The organism is Immundisolibacter cernigliae (assembly GCF_001697225.1).
GTDB lineage: Bacteria > Pseudomonadota > Gammaproteobacteria > Immundisolibacterales > Immundisolibacteraceae > Immundisolibacter > Immundisolibacter cernigliae.
On sequence record NZ_CP014671.1, the window covers coordinates 995,543 to 1,007,861 of the forward strand.

A 12,319-nucleotide genomic window follows, 5' to 3' on the forward strand; every position below is an offset into this window, starting at 1 on the left:
GGCGGCCACATCAGGGCAGCGCAAGGCCCTGATCCCGCAACAGCTCACACAGTGCGATCAGCGGCAGGCCCAGCAGCGCGGTCGGGTCATCGCCGCTCATGCGCCGGCACAGGGTGACGCCCAGGCCTTCCGAGCGCAGCGAGCCGGCGCAGCCGAAGGGCTGCTCGCGGTCGAGGTAGTGTTCGATGTCGGCCGAGCTTAGCCGGCGCAGCTCCACATCAAACGGCACCAGTCGCATCGCGACCTCGCCCGTGATGCTGCTCAGCAGGCACACGGCGGTCTGAAACACCATCACCTGGCCCGACGACAGCGTCAGTTGCTCGGCCGCCCGCGCCCGGTCGCCGGGCTTGCCCAGCACCCGCCCACCGACCACGGCCACCTGGTCGGAACCGATGATCAGGTGGCCCGGGAACTGCGCCGCCGCGGCCTCGGCCTTGGCCCTGGCCAGGCGAAGCGCGAGCGCCGTTGGCGCCTCATCGGGCAGCGCCGTCTCGTCGACCTGCGGCGCGTGGACTTCGAAAGGCAGCCCCAGGCGCCCGAGCAGCTCGCGGCGCGTGGGTGAGGTCGAGGCCAGAACCAGGGGCGGGTGTGTGACGGGCATGCACGGTCCGGATGTGTGATGGGCGGTGCATTGTAGCCAGCGCCCCATACCGGCCGGCGCCCGCGTTTTTGACAGCCGAATCAGCCCACGACTACACTCCGCGCCCTTATGTCGGGGCGAATACCAGACTCGATCGACCCCCACGACTGGGCCAGGACCGGTCGACACGTCACGGGCACCCTGCCGTTGGCGGGCATGGAGCGGCTCTGCGAAGGCCTCGAAGACACCGCCGGCGAAGTTGAAATAACGCTTGCCGGACAAGTGCTTCCAGGTGGACGACTGGTACTGGCCGGCAGCGCCGCGTGCGCGGTGACCGTGCGCTGCCAGCGCTGCCTCGAGCCATTCATGCTGCACCTCGAGGCCCCGATTCAGCTTGGCGTGCTGACCCATGAGGGGGCGCTGGCGAAGCTGCCGGCCGGCTATGAGCCGCTGATCTGCCCTGCTGGGCAGGAACTGTCCGTGGCGCAGTTGATAGAGGACGAATTGTTGCTGGTTCTGCCGGATTACCCGCACCATGCCGACGGCATGTGCGGCGCCACGGCGGTACCGGCGCAGCAGGCGGGGGAGCGGCGGCCGTTCGCGGCGCTTGCATCCCTCAGGAAAAACGACCCGCCCGGCGGGCATGACGACTGACAGGACCATCCATGGCCGTTGCACAGGACCACAAGAGCCGCTCCAAGCGCGGCATGCGCCGCTCGCACGACGCGCTCAAACCGCCCACGCTGTCGGTAGAGCCGACCACTGGCGAAATCCATCGCCGGCATCACGTCAGCCCGACCGGCTACTACCGCGGCCGCAAGGTCATCGACACCGGCAAGGGCGAGTAAGCATTGAGCCTGGTGGTTGCCGTGGACGCCATGGGGGGCGATCACGGCCCCTCGGTGGTGGTCCCGGCGGCGATCGGCTTTGTGCGCAAACACGGTGACGTGCGCCTGATCCTGGTTGGCGACGAGGCCGCCGTGCGTGCCCTGCTGCCGGCCGATGCCGCCACCCTGGCGGTGGATGTCCACCATGCCAGCCAGGTGGTCGACATGGACGAAGCGCCGGCCAAGGCGTTGCGCGGCAAGAAAGACTCCTCAATGCGTGTGGCCATCGATCTGGTCGCCGCCGGCCAGGCGCAGGCCTGCGTCAGCGCCGGCAACACCGGTGCACTGATGGCAACTGCCCGTTTCGTGCTGCACATGCTGCCCGGCATCGAGCGGCCGGCCATCGTGCGCGCCCTGCCCACGCAGCGGGGCGAAACCTACATGCTGGACCTGGGCGCCAATACCGAGTGCAGCGCCGAGCAACTGTGCGAGTTCGCAGTGATGGGCGCGGTGCTGGTCGAGGCGCTCGGCAAGCGCCAGAACCCCAGCGTGGGACTGCTGAACATCGGCAGCGAGGCCACCAAGGGCACCGACACCGTGCAGCGCGCAGCCGAACTGATCCGTGCCAGCGGCCTCAACTTCCACGGCTACGTCGAAGGCGACGATATCTATGCCGGCACCACCGATGTGGTGGTGTGTGACGGCTTCGTCGGCAACGTGGCGCTCAAGACCAGCGAGGGTCTGGCGCGCATGATCACCCAGGTGCTGCGTGAGGAATTCAGCCGCACGCCGCTACGCCGGCTCGGCGCCTTGGCCTCGCTGCCGGCCCTGCGCGCGCTGCGTCAGCGGCTGGACCCGCGCGCCTACAACGGCGCCAGCCTGCTTGGCCTGCCGGCACCGGTCATCAAGAGTCACGGCGGCACGGATGTGATCGGCTTCACTCAGGCCATCGCCGAAGCCGCCGCCCAGGCCAGGGCGCGGGTGCCCCAGCGCATCGGCGAGCGCCTGGCAGATTTCCTACCCCAGGCGCTGACCGCGTGATGTACTCCCGCGTCATCGGCACCGGCAGCGCACTGCCGGAACAAATCGTCACCAATGCCGACCTCGAATCGAAGGTCGACACCAGCGATCGCTGGATCTTCGAGCGCACCGGCATCCGGCAGCGGCACATCGCTGCACCGGGCGAGACCTCGACCGACCTTGGCGAGCGCGCGGCGCGAGCCGCACTGGCCATGGCCGGACTCGACGCTGCCGACATCGGCCTGGTGGTCGTCGCCACCTGCACGCCGGAAAACGTCTTTCCGAGCACCGCCTGCCTGCTGCAGAACCGCCTCGGCATCCACGGCGGTCCGGCCTTCGACGTGGTGGCCGCCTGCGCCGGCTTCATCTACGCACTCAGCGTCGCCGACAGCCTGCTGCGCAGCGGTGCTGCCGACACGGCGCTGGTGGTCGGCACCGAGACCATGTCGCGCATCATCGACTGGCAGGACCGGCGTACCTGCATCCTGTTTGCCGACGGCGCCGGCGCCATGGTGCTGCGCCGCGAACCGACGCCCGGCATCCTGTCCACCCACCTGCACGCCGACGGCAAGTACAAGGATCTGCTGTGGGTGCCCGGCTGGGTCTCGGACGACTACGGCAGCCTCGCCGAGCATCCGCCACACATGGTGATGGAAGGCTCGGAAGTGTTCCGGGTGGCGGTCGAGAAGCTCGGCGAGTCGGTGGAAGAGGCGCTGGCCGCCAACGGTCTCGACAAGGACGCCATCGACTGGCTGATCCCGCACCAGGCCAACCTGCGCATCATCGCGGCCATTGCCAAACGCCTGCGCCTGCCCATGGAGCAGGTGGTGCTGACCATCGCCGAGCACGGCAACACCTCGGCCGCCTCGGTACCGTTGGCGATGGACGTCGCGGTCCGCGACGGCCGTGTCAAGCCAGGCCAGACGCTGCTGCTGGAGGCCTTCGGCGGCGGTTTTGCCTGGGGCTCGGCGCTGCTGCGCTTCTGAATCCACCGCACTGGTCGATATTCAGGTCCGGACTTCCCGCATGACATTGGCACTGGTATTTCCCGGTCAGGGCTCGCAATCGGTCGGCATGCTGGCCGAACTGGCGGGCGAGTTTGCGCAGGTCGAGCAGACCTTCGCCGAGGCCAGCGAAGCCCTGGGTTACGACCTGTGGCGCCTGATCCAGGACGGCCCCGACAGCGAACTGCAACTGACCGCCGTCACCCAGCCGGCCATGCTCAGTGCCGGCGTGGCCGTGTGGCGGGTCTGGCAGGCTGCCGGCGGACCAACGCCGGCGCTGATGGCCGGTCACAGTCTTGGCGAGTACAGCGCGCTGGTGTGCGCCGGTGCGCTGCCGTTCGAGCAGGCGGTGCGGCTGGTGCGCCAGCGGGGCGAGTACATGCAGCAGGCGGTTCCGGTCGGCAGCGGCGCCATGGCGGCCGTGCTGGGCCTTGATCGGGCAGCAGTGGAAGCGGCCTGCGCCACCGCGGCAAGGCCCGGTGAAACCGTGGCTGTCGCCAACTACAACGCGCCCCTGCAAAGCGTGATCGCCGGCCATGCCGCCGCCGTGGCGCGGGCCAGCGCGGCCGCCCAGAGCGCCGGCGCCAAGCGCGTGGTGCCGCTGCCGGTCAGTGCACCGTTTCATTGCAGCCTGATGCGCCCGGCCGCCGACGCGCTGGCGCCCGCGCTCGAGGCGGCAAGCATCCGGTCGCCCGAGGTGCCGGTCATCAACAACGTCGATGTCACAGCGGCCAGCGAACCGGCGGCCATCCGCGACGCACTGATCCGGCAGATCTACTCGCCCGTGCGCTGGGTCGAGGTCATCGAGGCCATGCACGCGCGCGGCGTCACTCACGTGGTCGAGTGCGGTCCGGGCAAGGTGCTGGCGGGTCTTAGCAAACGCATTTGCGGCGCGCTCGAAAGCCTCGCCGTCCAGGACCCGGCCAGCCTGCGCCAGACCCTGGCGGCGCTCGGTTGACACGCTCCGACTGAAGACACGGGAACGGCCATGGACATTCGACTGGACGGCGAAATTGCGCTGGTGACCGGTGCCAGCCGCGGCATCGGCAAGGCCATCGCACACGAACTGGCGCAGGCCGGCGCAATCGTCATCGGCACCGCCACCACCGACCCCGGCGCTCAGCGCATCGGCGAGGAGCTGGCCGCAGCCGGCCTCAAGGGCGCGGGCATGACATTCAATGCCGCTGACCGGGACGGCACGACCGCCCTGGTGGAGGCGATCAAGTCCGCGCACGGCGCCGTTTCGATCCTGGTCAACAACGCCGGCATCACCCGCGACAACCTGATGCTGAGGCTCAAGGACGATGACTGGGACGCCGTGCTGGACACCAATCTGGGCGCCGCATTTCGCCTCAGCCGGGCCTGCGCCAACGGCATGATGCGGGCGCGCCGGGGCCGCATCATCAACATCGGTTCGGTGGTCGGTGCCATGGGCAACGCAGGACAGGTAAACTACGCCGCCGCGAAGGCCGGCCTGGCCGGCTTCACGCGCGCCCTGGCGCGCGAACTGGCCAGCCGCAGCATCACCGTCAACACGGTAGCACCGGGTTTCATCGACACCGACATGACCGCCGCCTTGACCGCCGAGCAGCGCACTGCCCTGCTGCAATCGGTTCCACTGGGCCGCTTTGGCAGCGCGGACGAGGTCGCGGCGCTGGTCACCTACCTGGCCTCGCCGCAGGCGGGCTATATCACCGGGCAGACCCTTCATATCAACGGCGGCATGTACCTGGCCTGAGCCGGCCACGCCGTTTCGCACGAGTTTTTTGTGATTTTTTCCCTGGGAGGATGTTGAGCGATGAGCAGCATTGAAGAGCGCGTCAAGAAAATCGTGGTCGAGCAGCTGGGCGTCAAGGAAGACGAAGTCAGCAACGACTCGTCCTTTGTCGACGACCTGGGTGCCGACTCGCTGGACACGGTCGAGCTGGTGATGGCTCTCGAAGAGGAATTCGAGTGCGAAATCGCCGACGAGGCCGCCGAGAAGATCACCACCGTGCAGGAAGCCATCGACTACGTCGAGAAGGAACTGGCCTCCCGCAAGTAGGGGTTGCCAGGGCATTCGATCGAGGGCTGCCGGGATTTGATTAAGCGACGGGTCGTCATTACGGGGCTGGGCATGGTCAGTCCGCTGGGGCTGGACGTGCCGACCTCATGGGCCGGTATCCTGGCCAGCCAAAGCGGTATCGGGCCGATCACGCACTTCGACACCCGCGCATTCAGCGTTCGGTTCGGCGGATCGGTCAAGGGCTTCGAGGTGGAGCGCTACCTGAGCGCCAAGGAAGCCCGCAAGATGGACCCGTTCGTCCATTACGGCATCGCGGCAGCCGAAGAAGCCTTGCGCGATTCAGGCCTGCAGGTGACCGCCGACAACGCCGAGCGCATCGGCGTTGCCATCGGCTCGGGCATCGGCGGCCTGCCCGGCATCGAGGCCGGGCACCTGGACTACCTGAACGGCGGGCCGCGGCGTATCTCGCCGTTCTTCGTGCCGGGCAACATCATCAACATGGTGGCCGGCAACGTCTCGATCCGCTTCGGGCTGAAGGGTCCGAACCTGGCCGTGGTGACTGCCTGTGCGTCGGCAACCCACAGCATCGGCGACTCGGCGCGGCTGATCGAATACGGCGACGCCGACGTGATGCTGGCCGGCGGCGCCGAGATGGCCACCTCGCCGATGGGGCTGGGTGGTTTCGCGGCGGCACGGGCACTGTCCACGCGCAACGACGACCCGCAGCGCGCCAGCCGGCCCTGGGATCGCGACCGCGACGGCTTCGTGCTGGCCGACGGCGCCGGCATCCTGGTTCTGGAAGAGCTGGAACACGCCCGGCACCGGGGCGCCACCATCTACGCCGAGGTGCTCGGCTACGGCATGAGCGGCGACGCGCACCACATGACGCAGCCGGACGCCAGCGGCGACGGCGCCTTTCGCTGCATGCGCGCGGCGCTGCGAAACGCCCGCCTCGATCCGCAGGACATCCAGTACATCAACGCCCACGGCACCTCGACACCGGCCGGTGACGTGGCCGAAACGGTCGCCATCCGGCGCGCCTTCGAACACCACGCCAGGCGCCTGGCGGTCAGCTCGACCAAGTCGATGACCGGCCACCTGCTGGGCGCCGCTGGCGGCGTGGAGGCCATTTTCTGCGTGCTCGCCCTGCGCGATCAGGTGGCCCCACCCACCATCAACCTCGACAATCCGGGCGAGGACTGCGATCTGGACTACGTGCCGCACACCGCGCGCCCGATGCGCATCGAGCACGTGCTCACCAACTCCTTCGGCTTTGGTGGCACCAATGCCTCGCTGGTGTTCGGCCGCCCGCGCTGAAGCCCCGCTGCGCGCTGGCGCCAATGCCAAGCCCTGACCCGCGTCTTCCCGCCCACCGGTGGCGCCATGCATGGGCGGGCCTGGCGATATTGACATGCGCCTTGGCCGGCACCCTCGCCTGGATCGGCCAACAGGCGGAAACGCCCCTGAACCTCGCGGCAAAGGACAGCATCGACGTGTTGCCGGGTGACACACTGGCGACCGTGGTGCAGCGGCTGGCCGATGCCGGCCAGCTCGAACATCCGCTGGCCATCCGTGTCTGGGCGCGCCTGACCGGACGCGGCAATCGCATCATTGCCGGTGAGTACGGCGTCGCTCCCGGCACCACCGCTGCCGGCCTGCTGTCCGATTTAGCCGCCGGCCGGGTGCGCCAGCACGCCGTGCGCGTTCCGGAAGGTGCACGGTTTCGTGACCTCCTGACCACGCTGTGGGCCTCGCCGGTGCTGACCGCCACCCTGCGCGATCGCAACGAGGCCGATATCATGGCGGCCTTGGGATATCCCGGCCTGCCCGCCGAGGGCAGCTTCCTCCCGGACACCTATTTCGTCACCCGCGGCCAGAGCGATCTTGATGTGTTGCGCCGCAGCCGTGCCGCCATGCAAACGCAGCTGACCACCCTGTGGCAGGCACGAGGTCCCGGCGCCCCAGCCTCCATGTCACAGGCGGTGACGTTGGCCTCGCTGGTCGAGAAGGAAACAGCCCGTCCCGATGAGCGCCCGCTGGTCGCAGCCGTACTGCTGAACCGCCTGCGCCTGGGCATGCCGCTGCAGATCGACTCGACCGTCATCTACGGCCTCGGGACGCAGTTCGATGGCAATCTCACTCGGCGTGACCTGCTCACCCCAACGCCGCACAACACCTATACCCAACGTGGTCTGCCGCCGACGCCGATAGCCCTGCCGAGCGTGGCTTCCCTGCAGGCGGTGATGAACCCGGCCACGGTGGACTACCTGTACTTCGTCGGCCGCGGTGACGGCAGCCATGTGTTCTCGCGCACGCTCGCCGAGCACAATCAGGCCGTGGACTGCTACCAGCGCCGGCAAGCGCAGCGCTGCACGTCATGACCCGCGCCTGTTTCATCACCCTGGAAGGCCTGGAAGGCGCCGGCAAGACCAGCCGCCTGGCGGACCTCAAGGCGTTCCTGGAACAGCGTGGCAAGACGGTGCTGGCAACGCGCGAGCCGGGTGGCACGACCCTCGGCGAACGCCTGCGCGAGCTGCTGCTGGCGCCGGACCAGGGCTCAATGGCGCCCCTCACGGAGCTGCTGCTGATGTTCGCCGCCCGCAGCGAACACGTGGCCCGCCTCATCCTGCCGGCGCTGGAGGCCGGACAGTGGGTGCTGTGCGACCGCTACGTGGATGCCAGCTACGCCTACCAGGGCGGCGGGCGAAATCTCGGTGCGGCGCCGGTGGCGGCGCTCGAGGCCCTGCTGCCGGCGCGCGCCCGGCCGGATCTGACGCTGCTGCTGGACCTGCCGGTCGAGCTTGGACTCGCGCGCGCCAATCGCCGCAGTGCCGCGGATCGCTTCGAGCAGGAAACCGTCGCCTTTCATCAGCGCGTGCGGGAGGCCTACCTGGCCCGGGCGCGCCAGCATCCGCTGCGCTACTGCATCATCGATGCCGCGGCCGACCCGGACCAGGTCCAGGCGGCCATCGAACGGGCCGTGGAGCGCCTTCTGTGAGTGCGCCCCTGCCCTGGCAGACGTCCCAGTGGGAGGCCGTCAGCGGTGCCCGGGCCGCTGGCCGGCTGCACCATGCCCTGCTGGCTGCCGGCCCGCCTGGCGTCGGCAAGGCGGATTTCCTGGCCGCGCTGAGCGCCTGGCTGCTGTGCGAGACGCCCCGCAGCGAGGAACCCTGCGGCGACTGCCGCGGCTGCCGGCAACATGCCGCCGGCAGCCACCCGGACTGCATCGTGCTGAGCCCCGACTACCAGAACCGCCCGGTTCTGGGGGCCTATCCTGGCCAGCGCTGCCAGTACGAGCCGCGCAAGAAGCCATCCAGCGTCATCAACGTCGAGCAGGTGCGGGAGCTGGGCGAGCGCCTGCACGCCAGCGCGCACTACGGCGGCTTCAAGCTGGCACTGCTGCTGCCGGCCGACGCGCTGAACACGGCGGCTGCCAATGCGCTGCTCAAGCTGCTCGAAGAGCCGCCCGATAACACGCTGTTCCTGCTGCTGTCGCAGCGCCTTGCGCATCTGCCGGCCACCGTACGCAGCCGTTGTCAGTTGCTGCGCTTCAGCACCCCGCCGCTGGCGCAGGCGCGCGCGGTGCTGTCCCGAAGCGGGCCGGAAGCGGATCTGGCGCTCGACCTGGCCGGCGGCGCGCCGCTGCGGGGGCAGGGCCTGCTCGGGCAGGACATCGGCGCCGTGTGGAGGGCCGTTGGCAGCGGACTGGATGCCCTGCTCGGCGACAAGGCCGACCCGCTGCGACTGTCGCGCGAGTGGCTCAAGCTGCCGCAGGAAGCGCTGGATGCGGCGCTCTACGGCTGGCTGCGACACGCCCTGCGCCGGGCCGCTGGCGCCACGTCCGGCCACGCGACTGCGACCGTGCCGCCGCTGGCCCGCCTGCGGGCATTCGGACATGAGCTTGATGACTTTCTGCGCCTGCGCGAGCATCCTCTGGTCAAGGAACTCGCCCTGCAACGCCTGCTCTACCCCTTGTGGGCGGGCGCCGGATCAGCGACCTGACACCCCGGAGCGGTCATGGCAGAACACACCCCATCGGACACACCCACTGGCGTATTGGCGGTCGCCATCCGCGACAAGAACGCGCTGTATGCGTCCTACATGTCCTTCGTCAAGGGCGGCGGCCTGTTCATCCCCACCACACGCGCCGTGCGCCTGGGTGACGAGCTGATCCTGCTGCTGACATTGATGGACGAGGTGGAGAAAATCCCGGTCGCCGGCAAGGTGGTGTGGATCACGCCGCGCGGCTCGCAAAACGGCAAGGTGGCGGGCGTGGGCGTGCAGTTCGTCGAGGACGAAAGCAGCCGCGTGGCGCGCAACAAGATCGAGACCTACCTGGCCGGCGCGCTCACCAGCGAACGCCACACGCACACGATGTGAGCATGCTGGTCGATTCCCACTGCCACCTGGACCTGATCGATCCCTCGCTCGATCGGGTCGAGGCCCTGCTGGCGCAGGCGGCCGCAGTCGGCGTCGGGCACTTCCTGTGCGTGAGCGTGAGCCTTGGCAACGCGCCGGTGGTGCGCGCGCTGGCGGCCCGTTACCCGCAGGTGTCCGCCTCGGTTGGCGTGCATCCCAATCAGGTCGGTGACGACGAGCCGGACGTCGCCCGGCTGGCCGGTCTGGCGGCCGATCCGCTGATCGTTGCGGTCGGCGAAACCGGCCTCGACTACCACTACGGGGCCGAGCACATCACCCTGCAGCAGGCGCGCCTGCGCACCCATGTCCGCGCCGCGCGGGAAGTGGGCAAGCCGCTGATCGTGCACATGCGCGAGGCCACCGATGACACGCTGCGCATCCTCGCCGAGGAGCGGGCGCAGGAGGTGGGCGGCGTCATGCACTGCTTCACCGAGGACTGGCCGACCGCCCAGCGGGCGCTGGAGCTGGGCTTTCACATTTCCTTTTCCGGCATCGTCACCTTCAAGACCGCCGAACCGATCCGCGAGGCCGCCCGCCGGGTGCCGGCCGAGCGCCTGCTGGTCGAGACCGACGCGCCGTATCTGGCGCCGGTACCGCACCGCGGCAAGCAGAACCAGCCGGCCTACGTGCGCCAGGTGGCCGACTGCGTGGCCGGGCTGCGCGGCGTCGAGCCGTCGCTGCTGGACGCGCAGGTGTCGCGCAATTTCTTTGCGCTGTTCCCGCTGGCGAGGAAGGATCAGGCCGGCTTGCGCGCCGCCAGCAGGTAGTTCACGTCCACCTGCGGCCGCAGCCGGGCGCGGTGCGTGAGCGGGTTGTAGGCAAGGCCGCTCAGGTCGACCACCTCCAGTCCAGCCGCCCGGCACAGGCCAGCCAGCTCCGCCGGACGCAGGAAGCGTGCGTAGTCGTGCGTGCCCCGCGGCAGCAGGCGCAGCGCGTATTCGGCCGCCAGTACCGCCTGTGCGTAGGCCTTGGGCGTGCGGCTCAGGGTGGAGAAAAAGGCCCAGCCGCCGGGGCGCAACAGATCGGCGCAGGCCTGCACCAGAGCGGCCGGATCCGGCACATGCTCGATCAGCTCCATGCAGGCCAGCGCGTCGAAGCCGCCCGGCGCGCGCGCCGCCAAGGCGGCAGCCGACACTTCCCGGTAATCGATTTCAAGACCGTGCTCGGCCGCGTGCCCGCGCGCAGCCACCAGCGCGTCGGCAGCAAGATCGATGCCGGTCACGGTCGCCCCGGCGCGCGCCAGGGCTTCGCTGAGCACCCCGCCGCCACAGCCGACGTCGACCACCCGCGCCCCGTCCAGGCGCACGTGCCCCGCCATCCAGGCCAGACGCACCGGGTTGATCTCGTGCAGCGTGCGCAGCGGGCCGCGGGGGTCCCACCACTGCCCGGCGTGGGCATCGAACTTGGCGGTCTCGGCCGGGTCGACATTCGCGTGCATAGAAAGCTCCGTCACTGGCAGTCGCCGGCCAGCTGCGCCCGCAGCAGATCCGCCAGCGCATCCAGCCAGGCCGGGCTGTCGTTGAGGCTGGCAATGTACCGGAACTGGCCACCACCGGCGGCCTGAAAGATGCGTTGGCCGCCGCTGGCGATTTCCTCCAGCGTCTCCAGGCAGTCGGCGACGAAACCCGGGCAGACCACGTCCACCCGCGCCAGACCCTGTGCGCCCCAGGCGCGCAGCGTGGCGTCGGTGGCCGGCTCCAGCCAGCGCGCCTTGCCGAAGCGGGACTGGTAGGCCAGCTGCCACTGATCGTCCTTCAGATCCAGCGCGTCGGCCAGCAGGCGCGCCGTGCGCGCGCACTGCCCGGCATAGGGATCACCGCGGTCGACATTGCGCTGCGGCAGGCCGTGGAAGGACATCAACAGGCGATCACCCCGGCCGTGAACCGCCCAGTGCGCGCGCACGCTCGCGGCCAAGGCGTCGATGTAGCCCGGATGGTCGTGGAAATCGGCCACGAAACGCAGCGTCGGCAGACGCATGGCGGGCCGCAGCGCCGCAGCCAGGGCGTCGAACACGGCGCCCTGCGTGCTGGCCGAATGCTGCGGGAACATCGGCAGCACCAGCACCCGCTCGCAGCCGGCAAGCTGCGCGAGCCCCTGCGCCAGCGACGGCGCGCCATAGCTCATGGCAAACGCCACCGCGACGCCCTGCCCGGTGAGGCGCGTGGCCAGACCGGCCGCCTGGCGCCGGGTGTTCACCACCAACGGCGCGCCCTCGGCGGTCCACACGCTTTTGTAAAGCCGCGCCGAACGGCGCGGCCGGGTGGTCAGAACGATGCCGCGCAGGATCGGTTGCCACAGCAGCGGCGGCAGGTTCACCACCCGCCGGTCGCTCAGGAACTGCTTGAGGTAACGCCGCACCGCGGCAGGCGTCGGCGCCGCTGGACTGCCGAGGTTGACCAGCAGCACGCCGCTACGTGGATTCACGCGCGCCCCGACCATTCAGACACGGGACGCGCCAGCCGTG

Annotated in this window: 16 protein-coding genes; 13 read left to right on the forward strand and 3 right to left on the reverse strand. The window is 69.5% G+C overall.

The window, feature by feature from the left end; all coding sequences use genetic code 11:
• Positions 1-10: 10 nt before the first annotated feature.
• On the reverse strand, positions 11-601 hold the full coding sequence (locus PG2T_RS04670; protein ID WP_068803051.1) for a Maf family protein: 591 nt from the start codon (positions 599-601) through the stop codon (positions 11-13).
• Positions 602-796: 195 nt separating this feature from the next.
• On the opposite strand from PG2T_RS04670, the gene PG2T_RS04675 reads away from it, so the two are divergent.
• The 13 genes from PG2T_RS04675 (at position 797) to PG2T_RS04735 (ending at position 10,622) form a co-directional block, all read left to right on the forward strand.
• Positions 797-1,234: a YceD family protein gene (locus PG2T_RS04675; RefSeq protein ID WP_068803052.1), complete on the forward strand. Its 438-nt coding sequence runs from the start codon at positions 797-799 to the stop codon at positions 1,232-1,234.
• 11 nt (positions 1,235-1,245) lie between these two features.
• On the forward strand, positions 1,246-1,428 hold the full coding sequence (gene rpmF, locus PG2T_RS04680; protein WP_068803053.1) for a 50S ribosomal protein L32: 183 nt from the start codon (positions 1,246-1,248) through the stop codon (positions 1,426-1,428).
• Positions 1,429-1,431: 3 nt separating this feature from the next.
• A complete protein-coding gene (gene plsX, locus PG2T_RS04685; RefSeq protein ID WP_068803054.1) occupies positions 1,432-2,448 on the forward strand; it encodes a phosphate acyltransferase PlsX in 1,017 nt (338 codons plus the stop codon).
• Positions 2,445-3,413 (forward strand): beta-ketoacyl-ACP synthase III, encoded by a 969-nt coding sequence (locus PG2T_RS04690; protein WP_068803055.1) that lies wholly within the window; start codon positions 2,445-2,447, stop codon positions 3,411-3,413. The genes plsX and PG2T_RS04690 overlap by 4 nt, the downstream gene beginning before the upstream one ends.
• 40 nt (positions 3,414-3,453) lie before the next feature.
• Complete coding sequence (gene fabD, locus PG2T_RS04695; RefSeq protein ID WP_068803056.1) at positions 3,454-4,389, forward strand: ACP S-malonyltransferase; 936 nt, start codon at positions 3,454-3,456, stop codon at positions 4,387-4,389.
• A 30-nt stretch (positions 4,390-4,419) separates the two neighbouring features.
• Positions 4,420-5,169, forward strand: coding sequence for a 3-oxoacyl-ACP reductase FabG (gene fabG, locus PG2T_RS04700; protein WP_068803057.1), 750 nt, complete (start codon positions 4,420-4,422; stop codon positions 5,167-5,169).
• 60 nt (positions 5,170-5,229) lie between these two features.
• On the forward strand, positions 5,230-5,475 hold the full coding sequence (acpP, locus tag PG2T_RS04705) for an acyl carrier protein (protein ID WP_068803058.1): 246 nt from the start codon (positions 5,230-5,232) through the stop codon (positions 5,473-5,475).
• 36 nt (positions 5,476-5,511) lie between these two features.
• On the forward strand, positions 5,512-6,753 hold the full coding sequence (gene fabF, locus PG2T_RS04710) for a beta-ketoacyl-ACP synthase II (RefSeq protein ID WP_075968209.1): 1,242 nt from the start codon (positions 5,512-5,514) through the stop codon (positions 6,751-6,753).
• Between the two features lie 101 nt (positions 6,754-6,854).
• Positions 6,855-7,817: an endolytic transglycosylase MltG gene (mltG, locus tag PG2T_RS04715; protein ID WP_158513150.1), complete on the forward strand. Its 963-nt coding sequence runs from the start codon at positions 6,855-6,857 to the stop codon at positions 7,815-7,817.
• On the forward strand, positions 7,814-8,434 hold the full coding sequence (tmk, locus tag PG2T_RS04720) for a dTMP kinase (protein ID WP_068803061.1): 621 nt from the start codon (positions 7,814-7,816) through the stop codon (positions 8,432-8,434). The genes mltG and tmk overlap by 4 nt, the downstream gene beginning before the upstream one ends.
• Positions 8,431-9,438: a DNA polymerase III subunit delta' gene (gene holB / locus PG2T_RS04725; protein WP_068803062.1), complete on the forward strand. Its 1,008-nt coding sequence runs from the start codon at positions 8,431-8,433 to the stop codon at positions 9,436-9,438. The genes tmk and holB overlap by 4 nt, the downstream gene beginning before the upstream one ends.
• A gap of 15 nt (positions 9,439-9,453) precedes the next feature.
• Entirely contained in the window at positions 9,454-9,816 is a 363-nt protein-coding gene (locus tag PG2T_RS04730) for a PilZ domain-containing protein (RefSeq protein WP_068803063.1), read from the forward strand.
• 2 nt (positions 9,817-9,818) lie between these two features.
• Positions 9,819-10,622: a TatD family hydrolase gene (locus PG2T_RS04735; RefSeq protein WP_068803064.1), complete on the forward strand. Its 804-nt coding sequence runs from the start codon at positions 9,819-9,821 to the stop codon at positions 10,620-10,622.
• Here PG2T_RS04735 and ubiG read toward each other — a convergent pair.
• Both ubiG and hemH read right to left on the reverse strand, forming a co-directional pair.
• Positions 10,592-11,293: a bifunctional 2-polyprenyl-6-hydroxyphenol methylase/3-demethylubiquinol 3-O-methyltransferase UbiG gene (ubiG, locus tag PG2T_RS04740; RefSeq protein WP_068803065.1), complete on the reverse strand. Its 702-nt coding sequence runs from the start codon at positions 11,291-11,293 to the stop codon at positions 10,592-10,594. The two genes, PG2T_RS04735 and ubiG, sit on opposite strands and share 31 nt — an antisense overlap.
• 11 nt (positions 11,294-11,304) lie before the next feature.
• Positions 11,305-12,279 carry a ferrochelatase gene (gene hemH, locus PG2T_RS04745; protein WP_202816425.1) on the reverse strand — a complete coding sequence of 325 codons (975 nt, stop codon included), beginning with the start codon at positions 12,277-12,279 and terminating at the stop codon, positions 11,305-11,307.
• Positions 12,280-12,319: the final 40 nt, after the last annotated feature.

Coding starts and splice junctions, on each gene's coding strand:
- fabD (WP_068803056.1), top strand. CDS start 3,454: ATGACATTGGCACTGGTATTTCCCGGTCAGGGCTCGCAATCGGTCGGC.
- PG2T_RS04675 (WP_068803052.1), top strand. CDS start 797: ATGGAGCGGCTCTGCGAAGGCCTCGAAGACACCGCCGGCGAAGTTGAA.
- fabG (WP_068803057.1), top strand. CDS start 4,420: ATGGACATTCGACTGGACGGCGAAATTGCGCTGGTGACCGGTGCCAGC.
- tmk (WP_068803061.1), top strand. CDS start 7,814: ATGACCCGCGCCTGTTTCATCACCCTGGAAGGCCTGGAAGGCGCCGGC.
- PG2T_RS04730 (WP_068803063.1), top strand. CDS start 9,454: ATGGCAGAACACACCCCATCGGACACACCCACTGGCGTATTGGCGGTC.
- ubiG (WP_068803065.1), bottom strand. CDS start 11,293: ATGCACGCGAATGTCGACCCGGCCGAGACCGCCAAGTTCGATGCCCAC.
- rpmF (WP_068803053.1), top strand. CDS start 1,246: ATGGCCGTTGCACAGGACCACAAGAGCCGCTCCAAGCGCGGCATGCGC.
- acpP (WP_068803058.1), top strand. CDS start 5,230: ATGAGCAGCATTGAAGAGCGCGTCAAGAAAATCGTGGTCGAGCAGCTG.
- PG2T_RS04735 (WP_068803064.1), top strand. CDS start 9,819: ATGCTGGTCGATTCCCACTGCCACCTGGACCTGATCGATCCCTCGCTC.
- PG2T_RS04670 (WP_068803051.1), bottom strand. CDS start 601: ATGCCCGTCACACACCCGCCCCTGGTTCTGGCCTCGACCTCACCCACG.